Source organism: Nonomuraea sp. NPDC005501, from assembly GCF_040605905.1.
Taxonomy (GTDB): Bacteria; Actinomycetota; Actinomycetes; order Streptosporangiales; family Streptosporangiaceae; genus Nonomuraea.
Window position 1 is genome coordinate 43,985 of the sequence record NZ_JBEXDT010000063.1, and the last position, 14,296, is coordinate 58,280.

General features: G+C 71.9%; 16 protein-coding genes. 2 read left to right on the forward strand and 14 right to left on the reverse strand.

Translation table 11 applies throughout. The annotated features are described in order from the left end of the window. Positions 1–9: 9 nt before the first annotated feature. From ABZS51_RS27280 to ABZS51_RS27330, 11 genes are all read right to left on the reverse strand, one after another. Entirely contained in the window at positions 10–456 is a 447-nt protein-coding gene (locus ABZS51_RS27280; protein WP_355446566.1) for a TIGR03668 family PPOX class F420-dependent oxidoreductase, read from the reverse strand. Between the two features lie 80 nt (positions 457–536). After that, on the reverse strand, positions 537–983 hold the full coding sequence (locus ABZS51_RS27285) for a MarR family winged helix-turn-helix transcriptional regulator (RefSeq protein WP_355446568.1): 447 nt from the start codon (positions 981–983) through the stop codon (positions 537–539). A gap of 116 nt (positions 984–1,099) precedes the next feature. Further along, entirely contained in the window at positions 1,100–1,519 is a 420-nt protein-coding gene (locus ABZS51_RS27290; RefSeq protein WP_355446571.1) for a hypothetical protein, read from the reverse strand. Then, the gene (locus tag ABZS51_RS27295; protein WP_355446574.1) at positions 1,516–1,782 is read right to left on the reverse strand and encodes a hypothetical protein; all 267 of its coding nucleotides are present in this window, start codon (positions 1,780–1,782) and stop codon (positions 1,516–1,518) included. The genes ABZS51_RS27290 and ABZS51_RS27295 overlap by 4 nt, the downstream gene beginning before the upstream one ends. Before the next feature lie 190 nt (positions 1,783–1,972). Continuing rightward, positions 1,973–2,977, reverse strand: coding sequence for a sugar phosphate isomerase/epimerase family protein (locus ABZS51_RS27300; RefSeq protein ID WP_310708630.1), 1,005 nt, complete (start codon positions 2,975–2,977; stop codon positions 1,973–1,975). Then, positions 2,974–4,128: a Gfo/Idh/MocA family oxidoreductase gene (locus ABZS51_RS27305; RefSeq protein ID WP_310708629.1), complete on the reverse strand. Its 1,155-nt coding sequence runs from the start codon at positions 4,126–4,128 to the stop codon at positions 2,974–2,976. Before ABZS51_RS27305 ends, ABZS51_RS27300 begins: the two co-directional genes overlap by 4 nt. Before the next feature lie 11 nt (positions 4,129–4,139). Then, complete coding sequence (locus tag ABZS51_RS27310; protein WP_355446578.1) at positions 4,140–5,192, reverse strand: substrate-binding domain-containing protein; 1,053 nt, start codon at positions 5,190–5,192, stop codon at positions 4,140–4,142. Further along, positions 5,189–6,181, reverse strand: coding sequence for an ABC transporter permease (locus tag ABZS51_RS27315; RefSeq protein ID WP_310708627.1), 993 nt, complete (start codon positions 6,179–6,181; stop codon positions 5,189–5,191). Before ABZS51_RS27315 ends, ABZS51_RS27310 begins: the two co-directional genes overlap by 4 nt. A 34-nt stretch (positions 6,182–6,215) precedes the next feature. After that, positions 6,216–7,748: a sugar ABC transporter ATP-binding protein gene (locus tag ABZS51_RS27320; protein WP_355446581.1), complete on the reverse strand. Its 1,533-nt coding sequence runs from the start codon at positions 7,746–7,748 to the stop codon at positions 6,216–6,218. Positions 7,749–7,772: 24 nt separating this feature from the next. Then, on the reverse strand, positions 7,773–8,930 hold the full coding sequence (locus ABZS51_RS27325; RefSeq protein ID WP_310708625.1) for an ROK family transcriptional regulator: 1,158 nt from the start codon (positions 8,928–8,930) through the stop codon (positions 7,773–7,775). Positions 8,931–9,121: 191 nt separating this feature from the next. Further along, complete coding sequence (locus ABZS51_RS27330; protein WP_355446584.1) at positions 9,122–9,994, reverse strand: SDR family oxidoreductase; 873 nt, start codon at positions 9,992–9,994, stop codon at positions 9,122–9,124. A gap of 177 nt (positions 9,995–10,171) precedes the next feature. Between ABZS51_RS27330 and ABZS51_RS27335 the strand changes: the two genes are divergently transcribed. Next, positions 10,172–11,230: a dihydrodipicolinate reductase gene (locus ABZS51_RS27335; protein ID WP_310708623.1), complete on the forward strand. Its 1,059-nt coding sequence runs from the start codon at positions 10,172–10,174 to the stop codon at positions 11,228–11,230. A gap of 72 nt (positions 11,231–11,302) precedes the next feature. Here the strand turns inward: ABZS51_RS27335 and ABZS51_RS27340 are convergent, their stop codons facing one another. Continuing rightward, positions 11,303–11,824 carry an NAD(P)H-dependent oxidoreductase gene (locus ABZS51_RS27340; RefSeq protein ID WP_355446587.1) on the reverse strand — a complete coding sequence of 174 codons (522 nt, stop codon included), beginning with the start codon at positions 11,822–11,824 and terminating at the stop codon, positions 11,303–11,305. A gap of 140 nt (positions 11,825–11,964) precedes the next feature. Further along, on the reverse strand, positions 11,965–13,044 hold the full coding sequence (locus tag ABZS51_RS27345; protein ID WP_355446590.1) for an MBL fold metallo-hydrolase: 1,080 nt from the start codon (positions 13,042–13,044) through the stop codon (positions 11,965–11,967). Between the two features lie 45 nt (positions 13,045–13,089). Between ABZS51_RS27345 and ABZS51_RS27350 the strand changes: the two genes are divergently transcribed. Beyond that, positions 13,090–13,941, forward strand: a complete 852-nt coding sequence (locus ABZS51_RS27350) for a glutathione S-transferase C-terminal domain-containing protein (RefSeq protein WP_355446593.1) — start codon at positions 13,090–13,092, stop codon at positions 13,939–13,941. Positions 13,942–13,946: 5 nt separating this feature from the next. Here ABZS51_RS27350 and ABZS51_RS27355 read toward each other — a convergent pair. Next, positions 13,947–14,296 (reverse strand): hypothetical protein (locus ABZS51_RS27355; RefSeq protein WP_355446596.1); only part of this gene is annotated, 350 nt, incomplete at its 5' end.

The window sequence follows — 14,296 nt, forward strand, 5'->3', positions numbered from 1 at the left end:
CCGTCAAGGCTAACTCACCCAGAGTAACTCTTCGTACGCGCTGGGTGACGCGACCCAGCCGGACCAGCGGGTCACGTCCACGAGGATGACCGGCCCGTCCGGCGGATCCCGGCGGTACTGCTCGTACTTCCCGGTCAGCGTCCCGATCGCCTCGCCCGCCTCGGGGGAGCCGGGGGCGACGACGCGGGCGGTGCCGTCGGCGCGCACCCACCACAGGCCGGTCCAGTCGTCCTCGTAGCGGTCGGCCAGGAGGGACACCCGGGGGTGCGCCCGGATGTTGCGGAGCCGCTGCAGGTCGGTCGTCGTCTTGGGCTTGTGGTCGACCGCGATGACGACCCGGTCTCCGGCCAGCGCGAAGGTGACGGGCACCAGGTGGGGCGCCCCGTCGCCGGCCACGGTGCCGAGCCGGGCGACGCGCTGCCCGCCGAAAAGCCGGCGCGCCAGGTCGGCGTCCATCCCCTCATCGTGTCACCGCCACCCCTCATCGTGTCAGCGCCGCTCTTCGGGTCAGCGCCGCCCCGGACCGCGCCCGCGCGTCACTCGGTCGCGCCGGCCCCGAAGGCCGCTCGTACGGCGTCGGCGATCTGGCGCTGGATCGGGTCCGCGTCCGCCCCGAACAGCGTCTCGTCCACCGCCGCCACCGCCCGCATCGCCTCCTGCATGAGCCGCGCGCCTTCCGGCGTGAGCTCCAGCGTCGAGGCCGACCCGGCCCTGGCCTTTCCGTCGCGGACGAGCCCCGCCCCGGCCAGCGCCTTCACCGCCGTGTGGACGCTCTGCACGGTGATGCCGGACATGCGCGCCAGGTCGCTGAACGACGCGCCGGGCACGCCCGCGATGTGCCCGAGCAGTCCGAGCCTGCTGACCGTCAGCCCGAGGGGCGAGAGCGCGGCGCCCAGCTCCGACTCGATCCGGTGCGCCAGCGTGAGCAGCACGATGGAGGGACTCGTCGCGGGCGGGCCCGGGCGGGCGCTCTCGGTGGTCACTCCCCCAGTCTCCCGCAGCCGACGCCCCGCACCCCGCCCCCGTGATCGGACACCCTGGAACCAAACGCGAAGCCGCGCCGGCCATGGCTCTCAGGACGTCATCGCTGTTCCGGGGATCAGCCGACCAGATCGAACGGCAGCCGCGGCTCGATCTTGGCGAGCCGCGAAGCTCCAGCTCGCGTGGTCAGCACGGGTGACGACCGGTTGAGTGCGAGGTCGGCGGTCTGGGCGTCCTCGACCGTGAGACCCAAGGCGCCCATGAGAAAGCCCGAGCGGATCGCCCGTTCCCCGTCGCCGCCTCGACCGACGAGATGGTCCACCACCACAGCCGGGTTCGTGAGCAGCGCGTCGACTCGGGCGGCCAGCTGTTGGAGGTACAGCTCCGGGTAGCCGCTCGCGGCCGTGGCGAGCACGGTGGAGGGCAGGACGAGCGTGACCATCTCACGGGCGGCAGCCGAGAGCAGCAGGCGCAGGTCCCTGTCCCCGCCGAGATAGCCGGCCACGGCGGGGGTGTGGAGAATACGGCCCCGCTTCACGTGGCGTCGTGTGCGTTGTCGCTGAGGACTTCGGCGGTGGAGCGGCGCAACCGAGCCGCCCAGTAGTTCTCACGGTCGGGATCATCGGGCATCGGCTCTCCAAAAGCTTCTGCCTCGCGGGTCAGCCATGCCTCACGCCGGCGGGCGGCCGCGATGAGCTCGGCCAGGCCTGCGGAGAACGACTGAACTTCGCCGGCACGGACCTTCTCGTCGAGCCAGGCGGCATCTTCGTCGGGAAGGCTGATGGCCCTCTTCTCGGTCATACCAAAACGGTACCCCAGTAGTACCGTCACGGCTCGGCTCTTCTCGGATTCACTTGCATCCTCCGAGTCGCTCACCGGGCGACCCTGGGGGCGCGCACGAGCGCCGGAACGCGCGCGGCGCGCCCCCAGGTGAGGACCTTGCCGTGTGCCCCATGGCTGAGGTTCCGGAAGAAACCGCGGGAGCCCGGAGTCAGGTGGTGGAGAAGGCGGCGTCGAAGGAGGTGGCCGGCGGGGTGATGGCGTTGAGGCGGCGGATGTAGCCCAGCGCCTCCTTGGCCCCGTCCAGGCGGTCCATGCCCGCGTCCTCCCACTCGATCGAGATGGGCCCGGTGTAGCCGATCGAGTTGAGCGCCCGGAAGCAGTCCTCCCACGGCACGTCGCCGCGGCCCGTCGAGACGAAGTCCCAGCCGCGCCGCAGGTCGGCCCACGGCAGGTGGGAGGACAGGCGCCCGCGCCGGCCGTCGCCGACCCGGACCCGGGTGTCCTTGCAGTCCACGTGGTAGATCCGGTCGGCGAAGTCCAGGATGAACGCCACCGGGTCGAGGTCCTGCCAGACCATGTGCGACGGGTCCCAGTTGAGGCCGAACGCGGGCCGGTGGCCGATGGCCTCCAGGGTGCGCTGCGTCGTCACGTAGTCGTAGGCGATCTCGCTCGGATGGATCTCGTGCGCGAACCGTACGCCCACCTCGTCGAAGACGTCGAGGATGGGGTTCCAGCGGTCGGCGAAGTCCTGGTAGCCCGCGTCGATCATGGAGGCGGGCACCGGCGGGAACATGGCGACCGTGTGCCAGATCGACGAGCCGGTGAAGCCCACGACCGTGTCGACGCCGAGCAGGGCGGCGGCCCGCGCGGTGTCCTTCATGTCCTCGGCGGCGGCCTGCCGCACCGACTCCGGGTCGCCGGAGCCCCAGATCCGGGCGGGCAGGATGGCCTTGTGGCGCTCGTCGATGGGGTGGTCGCAGACGGCCTGGCCGACGAGGTGGTTGGAGATGGTCCACACCTTGAGGCCGTGCTTGTCGAGCTGGGCGCGTTTCTGCTCGACGTACGACGGGTCGGACACCGCCTGGGCGACGTCGAAGTGGTCGCCCGAGCAGGCGATCTCCAGGCCGTCGTACCCCCATTCGGCGGCGAGCCGGCACACCTCCTCGAACGGCAGGTCGGCCCACTGGCCCGTGAACAACGTGACCGGTCTCATGCGTCCTCCACGACTGTGTAGCGGCTGGAGTCGGCCGCGCTCCGTTCGACCGCCGCGAGGACGCGCTGCACCCGCAGCCCGTCGGCGAACGACGGGGCGGGATCGCGGCCGTCGGCGATCGCCTCCAGGAAGTCCTTGATCTCATGGGTGAACGTGTGCTCGTAGCCGAGGCCGTGGCCGGGCGGCCACCAGGCGCCGGCGTACGGGTGGCCGGGCTCGGTGACGAGGATCCGGGTGAAGCCGGCGTCCCCTTCGCTGACCCAGAGCTCGTTCATGGCCTCGAAGTCGAAGGCGAGGCTGCCGAGCGAGCCGTTGAGCTCGATGCGCAGCGCGTTCTTGCGCCCCGTGGCGAAGCGGGTGGCCTCGAACGAGGCGACGGCGCCGCCCGAGAGCCGCCCGATGAACAGCGCGGCGTCGTCCACCGTGACCTGCCCGGTGGCCGTCCCGCCGGTGGCGGCCAGGCCGGCCGAGTCCTCCGCCAGGGGGCGCTCCTTGACGAACGTCTCGGTGAGCGCCGAGACGCCCACCACGCGCTGCCCGGTGACGAACTCGGCGGTGTCGATGATGTGCGCGCCGATGTCGCCGAGCGCGCCCGAGCCCGCCTTGTCCTTCCGCAGCCGCCACACCAGCGGGAACTCCGGGTCCACGATCCAGTCCTGCAGGTACTGGGCGCGGACGTGCCGGATCTCGCCGAGCCGGCCCTCCTCGACGTACCGCCGGGCCAGGGCGATGGCCGGCACCCGGCGGTAGTTGAAGGCGACCATGTTCTTCCCGGGCGCCGAGGCGGCGGCGCGCACCATGGCCTCGGCCTCGGCGACGGTGTTGGCCAGCGGCTTCTCGCAGATGACGTGCTTGCCGGCCGCCAGCGCGGCGATGGCGATCTCGGCGTGGGAGTCGCCGGGCGTGCAGACGTCGATGATCTGCACGTCGTCGCGCCGTACCAGCTCCCTCCAGTCGGTCTCGACGTCGGCCCAGCCGAGCTGGGCCGCGGCGGCCGACGTGCGCTCCTTCGACCTGCCCGCGAGCACCGCCATGCGGGGCGCCAGCGGCAGGTCGAAGAAGGCTCCCACGCTGCGCCATGCCTGGGAGTGGACGCGGCCCATGAAGGCGTGGCCCACCATGCCCACGCCGATGCTGATCTTTTCTGACATGCAGCCCCCGATCAGGACTCGAAGCCGAGCGGCAGGTACTTCTCGACGTTCTCCTTGGTAATGGTCTCCGATGCGAGCGTGATGGACTGCGGAACTTGGTTCTCCACGAGGTCACTCATGCCCTTCCCCTGGGCGATGAGCCGGGCGAGTTTGATCGCCGAGGAGGCCATCGTGGGGCTGTACGTGACCGTGGCCTCCAGCACGGAGGAGCCGGACTGGATCTCCTTCATGGCGTTGAGCGAGCCGGCGCCGCCGACCATGAAGAACTCCTTGCGTCCCGCCTCCTTGATGGCGGCGAGCACGCCGATGCCCTGGTCGTCGTCGTGGTTCCACAGGGCGTCGATCTTCTTGTGCGCCTGGAGGAGGCTGGTCGCCACCTGGTTGCCGGTCTCGACGGTGAACTTGGCGTCCTGCTTGGCGGTCACGCTGAAGCCGTACGTCTTGAGCGCGTCGGCGAAGCCCTTGCTGCGGTCCTGGGTCAGCGGGAGGGTGGCGATCCCCTGGATCTCGACGATGACCGGGTTGGAGACGCCCTTGTCCTTGAGCTTCTTGCCGATGTAGTGGCCGGCGGCGACGCCCATGCCGTAGTTGTCGCCGCCGATCCAGGTGCGGTAGGCGAGCTTGTCCGGGAAGACGCGGTCGAGGTTGACGACGGGGATGCCGGCCTGGGTGGCCTGGAGGGCGACCTGGTTGAGCTGCTGGCCGTCGTTGGGCAGGATCACCAGCGCGGCGACCTTGGCCGCGATGAGCGACTCGACGGCGGAGATCTGCTGGTTGATGTCGTTGGTGGGCTCGACCGGCTTGAAGTCGATGTCGGTGTACTGCTTGGCGGCGGCCTCGGCGTTCTTGGCGATGGCGGCGATCCAGCCGTGGTCGGCGGCGGGGGCGGAGAAGCCGATGGTGACCTTGGTGCCGGGCTGGTCGTTGCCGCTGGAGGCCGGTGAGGGGGCGGGCGCGGCGGCGCTGGCGGGCGCGGCCGACGGGTCGTTGCTGGTGCAGCCGGCGACCGCTAACAGGGCGGCTCCGCCGACGAGGAATCCCCTGCGCGCGACTTTGTCGGTCATGACGTTCTCTCCTTCAGGTTCCGCCGCTGGAGCAGGACCGCGACGACGATGATCAGGCCCTTGGCGATGAGCTGGTCGCTGGTGTTCAGGCCGTTGAGGATGAACAGGTTGGTGATGATCGTGAAGATCAGCAGGCCGAGGATCGAGCCCACGATCGTGCCGCGACCGCCGGTGAGGAGGGTGCCGCCGATGATCACGGCGGCGATGGCGTCCAGTTCGTACAGGTCGCCGTGGGTGGAGGAGCCGGTGGTGGTGCGGGCCATGATGAGGATGGCGGCGATGCCGCAGCACAGGCCGGACAGGGCGTACAGGAGCATGGTGTGCCGCCGCACGTCGATGCCGGCCAGCCGGGCCGCCTCGGGGTTGCCGCCCACCGCGTACGTCCGCCGCCCGAACGTCGTGCGGTTGAGCACGATCCAGCCGAGGACGACGACCAGGGCGAAGACGTAGACGAGCAGCGGCACGCCGAGCACCCGGGTGGTGGCGAGGTCCACGATGGCGTGGTTGTCGGCGCTGACGAGCTGGGTCCTGCGGTCGGACATGCGCTGCGCGAGGCCGCGCGCCGCGACCAGCATGGCGAGCGTGGCGATGAACGGCACCAGCCGCCCGTACGCGACGAGCAGCCCGCTGACCAGCCCGGCGCCCGTGCCGACGAGGATCGCGCAGACCGCCATGACGACCGGCCCGAACTCCTGCGTGGCCAGGGTCGTGGCCCAGACGGAGGCCAGCGCCATGACGGCGCCCACCGACAGGTCGATGCCGCCGCCGATGATGACGAACGTGGCGCCGACGGTGATGACGCCGATCGTGGCGGCCAGCGACAGGATGCTGACCAGGTTGTCGGCGGTGGCGAAGGCGGCCGGCCGGGTGACGAGGCCGACGGCCACGAGCAGCGCGAGCGCCACGAACAGGCCCAGATGCCGCAGCTCGAAGGAGCGGGGGGCGGTCGTCGCGGGGGCCTCCGCGACCGTTCTTCCTGCTTCCGCCATCAGGCGGCCCTCCCGTTCGTGACTGCTTCCGCCATCAGGCGGCCCTCCCGTTCATGATCATGTCGAGGACGCGGTGCTCGTCGAGGTCGCGGGCGTCGCCCTGGTGGATGACCGTCCCCTCGCGCAGCACGAGGACGCGGTCGGCCAGGCCGAGCACCTCCGGCACCTCGCTGGAGACCAGCAGCACGCCGATGCCCTCCTCTGCCAGGCCGCGGATGACCGTGTACAGCTCGGCCCTGGCGCCCACGTCCACGCCCCGGGTGGGCTCGTCGAGCAGCAGCAGCCGGCGCCCGCCGAGCAGCCAGCGGGCGAGCACGGCCTTCTGCTGGTTGCCGCCGGACAACGTCTTGACCGGGCGCTCCGGGTCGCGCGGCCGGATGTCGAGCGCCTCGGCCAGCCGGGCGGCCTCGGCGCGCTCGCGGGCCCGGTCGAGCCAGCCGAGCCGGGCGAACCCGGACAACCCGCCGAGCGTGATGTTGGCGGTGACGCTCTGGTCGAGGAGCAGGGCCTGCGCCTTGCGCTCCTCGGGCGCCAGGCCCATGCCGAGCTTCACGGACTCGACGACGCCGCCGCGCCGCAGCGCCCGCAGCGGGCCGTCCTGCCGTACGGACTGGAGGAGGCCGGCGCGGCGGACCGGGCGGCCGCCCACCTGCACCTGGCCGGTGGCGCGGCGCGCGCCGTAGACGGCCTCCAGGATCTCGGAACGGCCGGAGCCGACCAGGCCGGCCAGGCCGACGATCTCGCCCGCGCGCACCGAGAACGACACGCCCGCGAAGGCGCCGGGTGAGGACAGGTCCTCCACCCGCAGCACCTCCTCGCCGGGCGGCCGGGCGGCGCGGGGCGGGAAGACGTACTCGACGTCGCGGCCCGTCATCAGGGAGACGATCTCGGAGGTGGGCGTGTCGCGGGCGGGCAGGCCCACCGCGATCGTGCGGCCGTCCTTGAGGACGGTGACGCGGTCGCCGATCTCGCGGATCTCCTCCATCCGGTGGGAGATGTAGACGACGGCGACGCCGCGGGCGGTGAGGTCGCGGATGATGCGGAACAGGTTCGCCACCTCGTCGTGGGCGAGCGCGGCGGACGGCTCGTCCATGACGATGAGCCGGGCGTCGCGCGAGAGCGCCCGCGCCATGGACACGATCTGCTTGGCCGCCGGGGCGAGCCGCCCGACCTCGATGGACGGCCGGATCTCGGGGTGGCCGAGCCGGGACAGCACCTCGCCGGCCGCCCGGTCGGCGCCTCGCCGGTCGGTGAAGCCGAGACGGGTGTGCTCGTGGCCGAGGAAGATGTTCTCGGCGACGCTGAGCCCGTCGACGAGGTCGAGCTCCTGGTAGATGGTGGCGATGCCGAGCCGGATGGCGTCCACGGGGCCGGCGGGGCGGGCCGGGACGCCGTTCAGCTCGATCGTGCCCTCGTCGGGCCGGTGGGCGCCGGCGAGGATCTTGATCAGGGTGGACTTGCCGGCGCCGTTCTGGCCGAGCAGGCAGTGGACCTCCCCGGCCCGCACGTCCAGGTCCACGCCGTCGAGCGCGCGGACGCCCGGGAACTGCTTGACGATTCCCCTCATGACCAGCATCGGGGGTCTCTCCTGTCAGGCGTTGACGATCTTGTTGATGTTGTCGGGTGACAGGTAGTGCTCGATCGCCAGGAGGCCGGCGCCGAGCGCGGCGGCGTCCTCCCCGGTACGGCTCGGCACGATCGACAGGTGGTGGGTGGCCAGCGGCAGCGACCGCCGGTAGACGGTCTCCCTGATGCCGGCGAGCAGGTGCTCGTGGACCCGGGACAGGACGCCGCCGATGACGATGACCTCGGGGTTGAAGAAGTTGACCAGGCCGGCCAGCACCTCGCCGATGTGCCGGCCCGCCTCCCTGACCAGGCGCAGCGCCCGCGTGTCGCCCGCCTGGACGAGCGTCACCACGTCGGCGCCGGTCGTGGCGGGCACGCCCAGCTCCGTGAGCCTGCGGGCGAGCGCCGCGCCGCCGGCCACCGCCTCCAGGCAGGCGCTGTTGCCGCAGCGGCACCCCGCGTCGTCGTGGCCGGACACGCGGATGTGGCCGATGTCGCCGGCCGAGCCCTGGGCGCCGCGGTGCAGCCGGCCCTCGGCCACGATGCCGCAGCCGATGCCGGTGCCGACCTTGACGAACAGCAGGTGGCCGGTGCCGGGGAAGGCGTTGCGGTGCTCGCCGAGGGCCATCACGTTGACGTCGTTGTCGACCAGGACCTCGCAGCCCTGGAAGTGCTCGGGGATGGGGTAGTCGTTCCAGCCGGGCATGATCGGCGGGTTGTTCGGCCGGCCGGTGGCGAACTCGACCGGTCCCGGCACGCCCATGCCCAGCGCCCGCAGCGCCGACCTGGGCCGGCCGGCCTCGGCGAGCAGCCGGTCGAGGCGCCCGTCCACGTGGGCCAGGACGGTCTCGGGGCCCTCGGTGACGAGCAGCGGGTCCTCGCACTCGGCGAGCACCTCGCCTGAGATGTCCATCAGCGCGACGCGGCAGTGGGTGGCGCCCACGTCGACGCCGGCGAAGGCGTGGCCGTCGGTGTGCAGCCGGAGCTGGCGGGGTGGCCGGCCGCCGGTGGACTCGCCGCTCTCGGTCTCCTCGACGAGGCCGCTCTCGATGAGGGCGTCGACGCGCTGGGAGATCGTGGAGCGGGCCAGGCCGGTGAGCCTGGCCAGGTCGGATCGGGTCGTCGCGGAGCCCGCGCTGATGAGGGTCAGCACGTCCCCGGGCGAGCCCGGAGCGGGGGTCATGCCGCGACCTTAGGAGCGTCGGCCGTCCGAATCAAGAGCGAATTTCGTCCTAAGTCGGACATCTTCCGCCGATCGTCGAACAAAGATCGCCCGCGCATAACGAAAAGACCCCTCCTCGCGGAGGGGTCCTCGAACGGGCGGAAAGGTTTCCTTGGAGGTGCGGAAGGGTCCTTGAACGGGCGGGCGAGCCGTCAGAGCATGGCCTTCATGGAGTCGGCGGCCGTGAGGACGTACGGCTGCTCGGCCATGATCGCCCCCCAGTTGTCCGCGACCGCCTCCGGCGTGATCTCGTCCGAGCGCCAGCCCGGCCCCTCGGCCACGATCACCCGCGACACCCGGCCGCCCCCGACCGTGAACACCTCGCCGCTGACCTCGCACGAGTCGTGGACGAGGTAGGCGACGAGCGCGCTGACCCGCTCGGGCGTGAACTTGGCCTCGAACTCGGCCGGCAGCAGCGACTCGGTCATCCGCGTCCAGGCGACCGGGGCGATGGCGTTGGCCTTGACGCCGTTGCGGGCGCCCTCGATGCCGACGGTCTTGGTCAGGCCGACGAGGCCCATCTTGGCGGTCGAGTAGTTGGCCTGGCCGAAGTTGCCGAACAGGCCGGCCGGGCTGGAGGTGTTGACGACGCGGCCGTAGCCGGCCTCCTTCATGTACGGGTAGGCCGCGCGGGTGACGAGGTACGAGCCGCGGACGTGGACGGCGAGCACGGCGTCGAACTCCTCGACCGACATCTTGCCGAACGAGCGGTCACGCAGGATGCCCGCGTTGTTGACGACGATGTCGACCTTGCCGTAGGCGTCGATCGCCGCCTGGACGATCGAGGCGGCGCCTTCGGGGGTGGCGACGTTGTCGGCGTTGGCGAGGGCCTGGCCGCCGTTCTTCGCGATGAGCTCGGCCACGTCGGCGGCGGGGCCGGCGGAGGCGCCGCTGCCGTCGAGCGCGCCGCCGAGGTCGTTGACGACGACCTTGGCGCCCCGCTCGGCCAGGAGGAGCGCGTGCGACCTGCCGAGGCCGTGCCCGGCCCCCGTGACGATCGCCACCTTGTCATCGAACCGAAGCATCGGACCTCCAGCGCAGGAGAACAAACTTCTAGTACGAGTACGATAACCCGAGCCGGCGCAACAGGGACTGATCGTCGCGGATAGTGATCGGCGAGCCGGTTGTCTGCTAGAGTTGCGGGCTCCCAAAGGCGAGGGGTTCAGCCTCGCCATCCCTCCATCGGGCCTGGGAGGCCGGACATGCCGGTGAACGCGCCCATCCGCGTGGTCCAGTGGGCCACCGGTTCCATCGGCCGCTACGCGTTACGCAGCGTGCTCGGCCGGCCGGGACTCGAACTCGCGGGTGTCCTCGTGTACGACCCGGACAAGATCGGCAAGGACGCGGGCGAGCTGGTCGGGCTGCCGCCCACCGGCGTCACCTGCACCGACGACGTCGACCGGGTGCTGGCCCTCGACGCCGACTGCGTGCTCCACATGCCACTGCCGGCGTTCTACTTCGGCACCGACCAGACCTCCGACGTCGAGACCATCTGCGCCCTGCTCGCCTCGGGCAAGAACGTCATCACCACCACGGGATTCGTCTACCCCAAGTCGTACGGCCGGGGCGTCGTCGACCGCGTCGAGGCGGCCTGCGCCGCGGGCGGCACCACCCTGCACGGCACCGGCATCAACCCGGGCTTCATGAGCGACTTCCTGCCCCTGGCGCTGACCGGATTGTCCGACCGGGTGGACCACGTCTACGTGCGGGAGTCGTCCGACTTCCGGGGACATCCGTCGCGGCAGGTCGTCGTGGACCTGGTCGGGTTCACCCGCTCGGCCAAGGACTACACGGCCGCGGTCCGGCCGTACCGGGCGTTCCAGCGCTCGCTGTTCGCGGAGAGCGTCCAGCTCGTCGCCGACGCGCTGGACGTGCGGCTGGACGAGGTCGAGGAGAGCGACGACTTCGAGCTGGCGACGAGCGAGTTCGAGATCGCGGCCGGCACGGTCAGGGAGGGCACGGTGTGCGCCTCGCGCTGGGTCTTCTCCGGGCTGGTGCGGGGGCGGCCGTTCATGACGATCGAGGTGGTCTACAAGGCCGACGCGGCGCAGGTGCCGCGCTGGCCCGACCCGGGGTTCGTCCTGCACATCGAGGGGGTGCCGCACATGACGCTGTCGGTGGACGAGGTCTCCCACGGCCCGGCCGCCGCCGCGGCGCACGCCATCAACGCCATCCCGGCGGTCTGCGCCGCCCCTCCGGGCATCCGCACCCTGCTCGACCTGCCGTTCGCCACCGGCCGCGGCCGGGTCCGCCTGCGCTGAGGGCCTCACACGCGGTACCCGTGCGCCCGTACGGGGAGGGCCGTACGGGCGCCGGGTGTCGAGGGGCGCCGCTCAGGAGCGGGGCTGGAGGCGTCCGCGCTCCCAGGCGGCGATCTGGGGCGCCACCTGGTCGGCCCAGCGGCCGATCGGCTCCTCGCCGGGCAACTCCGGCTCCAGCAGCGCGAGGCCCGGCGTCGGGACGAACGCCCCCAGCTCCACCAGCAGCGGCCGGAAGTGGACCTCCACGGCGAGCGCGTGCCGGGGATGCCCCATGACGAGCACGGGCAGCGCGGCCGTGCCCGCCAGCGCGTTCGGCGGCAACCGGTCGAGGAACGCCTTGAGCAGCCCCGTGTACGTCGCCTTGTAGGTCGGGCTGGCCAGCACCGCGACCGGCGCCCTGCTCAGCAGCTCGACGGCCTCCTCCACGCCGGCGTGCGTGCCGGGGGCGAGCAGGTGGGGCGCCAGGGCAGCCAGGTCGACGACCTCTCCGGGCCCGTCGTACCCGAGCCGGGCGGCGACGGCCTCGGCGGCGGCGACCGCCGCGCCGTACGTTCTGGACGCGGCACGCGGGTTGCCGACGACGGTGACGATCACGTGGCCCTCCGGGGGACAAGGCGAGCGGGGTCAGGCAACGGCGACCTCCCGCCGGGAGGACAGGGGAGCCTGCCGCATGCGTGCGACGCTACACAGCCCCGCCCTCCATAGCAACTATTCCTACTTGATTTGAAGGAAATTCACGGGGCGGCCGGGTGCCAGCGGTCCGGTTCGCCGGGAACGCGGGTGATCCTCCCCCGCTCGGCCAGCCAGACCAGGTGCGCCAGGGTCTCGTTGGTGGCCGCGCGGCGGGAGAACGCCTGGAACGTCTCCCACGCCCGCGACCAGGTCAGCCGGGTGGCCACCTCCCAGCACGTGATGCCGCCGGTGGCCCCGCCGCTGACCGTGCCGACGACCCGTTCGACCTCCTCCAGCCGCTCCTCGTGGTGCGCCGTCACATAGTCCACCCGCCCGGTCAGATCGCGGAAGCGGTACTCGTGCGCCGGCAGCACCTCCTCCACCTCCAGCTTGCGCACGGCGGCCAGCGAGTCGAGGTAGTCGGCCAGCGGGTTCGGCCGCGACTGCGGATGCACGGCGACGATCGGGGTGATCTTGGCCAGCACGTGGTCCCCGGAGAACAGCACCCCGCGCGACGGCGAGACGAAGCACAGGTGGCCGGGCGAGTGTCCGGGGGTCCACAGCGCGCGCAGGTCCCAGCCGGGCAGGTCCAGCCGGTCGCCGTCCTCCACCAGCCGGTCCGGGCGCACCGCCGACACCAGATGCCTGATGGACATCGACGCGCCGGCCAGCTCGTCCACGGTCTCGCGGGGCACGCCGCAGCGGGCGAGCATCTCCCGCTCCCGGCGCACGAGCGAGTCGACGGCCTCGTCGTCGTAGCGCTCACGGATGAGGGCGGCGTCGGCCGGGTGCAGCCCGATCCACGCGCCGGACGCCTCCCTGACCCGCCCGGCCAGGCCGTAGTGGTCGGGATGGATGTGGGTGACGAGCACCGCCTTCACGTCCGTGATCGCGTAGCCGGCCACGCCGAGCCCCGCCACCAGCGCCTCGTACGCCTCGTCGGTGTTCCATCCCGCGTCCACGACGGCGACCCCGTCCGGCAGCTCCAGGACGTAGACCAGCACGTACCGCAGGGGGTTGACCGGGATCGGCACCGGCACGGACCACAGCCCGGGCCGCACGCGCTCGACCTCCGGGAGCGCGCCGCGCAGCCACGCGTCGTGCTGGGCCGGACTGGATGGGGTCACCACGAACTTCGCCATGACGCTGATTGTCCAGGTATTTCCGAACCATGTTCTACTGGGGGGATGAAGCTGGAACGCGAGACCACCGGCGACGGACGCTTCGCCCGCCAGCCGAACCGCTTCACCGACCGCCTCGGCCCGCCCGAGCCCGGCAGGTACCGGCTCTACGCCTCCTACGCCTGCCCGTGGGCCCAGCGGGTGCTCATCGTCCGCCGGCTTCTCGGCCTGGAGGACCTGCTCGACGTGACGATCGTCGACCCGATCCGCGACGAGAAGGGCTGGCGCGTCCCGGGCGGCGACCCCGAGTACCTGTCGGAGCTGTACCTGGCCACCGACCCGGACTACACGGGCCGCTACACCGTCCCCGCCGTCTGGGACACCGTCGAGCGGCGCATCGTCACCAACGACTTCCCCCGGATCACGCTCGACCTGGAGACGACCTGGTCCACCACGCCGGACCTGTACCCCGAACGGCTGCGCCCGGACATCGACGCGCTGAACGACCGGATCTACCACGGCCTCAACAACGCGGTCTACGAGGCGGGCTTCGCCCGGTCGCAGGACGCCTACGAGGAGGCCGTGGCACGCGTCTTCACGACGCTCGACGAGCTGGAGGAACGGCTCGCGAAGGGTTCGCCGTACCTGTTCGGCGACGCGCCGACCGAGAGCGACGTACGGCTCTACCCGACGCTGGCCAGGTTCGACGCCGTCTACCACGCCCACTTCAAGTGCTCGGTGCGGCGGCTGGTCGACTACCCGGCGCTGTGGTCGTACGCCCGCAGGCTGTACGCCGTTCCCGCCTTCGGCGAGACGACGGACTTCGACCACATCAAGCGCCACTACTACATGACGCAGACGAACATCAACCCGAGCCGGATCGTCCCGGTCGGTCCCGCGATCGACTGGAGCCTCTGACGGCGTCAGGCCGAGGCGGCGCGCTCCGGCTCGGCCGCCGCCACCCCGCCCGGCCGGAGCGCGGGTATCCGGGCGAACAGCAGCGCCGAGGCGGCCATCAGCGCGGCGGTCAGCACCCACGCGACCCCTGTCCCGGCCGCGGTGGCCAGCACGCCGAGGCCCACGTTCGACATCGCGCCGCCGGCCTGGAGGGCCAGGGAGCTCGTGGAGGCGACCGTGGTGCGCTCCGCCGCGGTGACCGCGCGGTGGGTCATCTCCAGGCACAGCATGCTCGTGACGGCGAGGCCCGCGTACATGCCGACGTACGCCGCGCCCGCGGCCGCCAGCGCGGCGGGGCCGCCCGCCTCGGCGGTGG

Coding starts and splice junctions, on each gene's coding strand:
- ABZS51_RS27325 (WP_310708625.1), bottom strand. CDS start 8,930: ATGACCCCCGCTCCGGGCTCGCCCGGGGACGTGCTGACCCTCATCAGC.
- ABZS51_RS27315 (WP_310708627.1), bottom strand. CDS start 6,181: ATGGCGGAAGCAGGAAGAACGGTCGCGGAGGCCCCCGCGACGACCGCC.
- ABZS51_RS27335 (WP_310708623.1), top strand. CDS start 10,172: ATGCCGGTGAACGCGCCCATCCGCGTGGTCCAGTGGGCCACCGGTTCC.
- ABZS51_RS27350 (WP_355446593.1), top strand. CDS start 13,090: ATGAAGCTGGAACGCGAGACCACCGGCGACGGACGCTTCGCCCGCCAG.
- ABZS51_RS27330 (WP_355446584.1), bottom strand. CDS start 9,994: ATGCTTCGGTTCGATGACAAGGTGGCGATCGTCACGGGGGCCGGGCAC.
- ABZS51_RS27305 (WP_310708629.1), bottom strand. CDS start 4,128: ATGTCAGAAAAGATCAGCATCGGCGTGGGCATGGTGGGCCACGCCTTC.
- ABZS51_RS27320 (WP_355446581.1), bottom strand. CDS start 7,748: ATGAGGGGAATCGTCAAGCAGTTCCCGGGCGTCCGCGCGCTCGACGGC.
- ABZS51_RS27280 (WP_355446566.1), bottom strand. CDS start 456: ATGGACGCCGACCTGGCGCGCCGGCTTTTCGGCGGGCAGCGCGTCGCC.
- ABZS51_RS27300 (WP_310708630.1), bottom strand. CDS start 2,977: ATGAGACCGGTCACGTTGTTCACGGGCCAGTGGGCCGACCTGCCGTTC.
- ABZS51_RS27345 (WP_355446590.1), bottom strand. CDS start 13,044: ATGGCGAAGTTCGTGGTGACCCCATCCAGTCCGGCCCAGCACGACGCG.
- ABZS51_RS27295 (WP_355446574.1), bottom strand. CDS start 1,782: ATGACCGAGAAGAGGGCCATCAGCCTTCCCGACGAAGATGCCGCCTGG.
- ABZS51_RS27310 (WP_355446578.1), bottom strand. CDS start 5,192: ATGACCGACAAAGTCGCGCGCAGGGGATTCCTCGTCGGCGGAGCCGCC.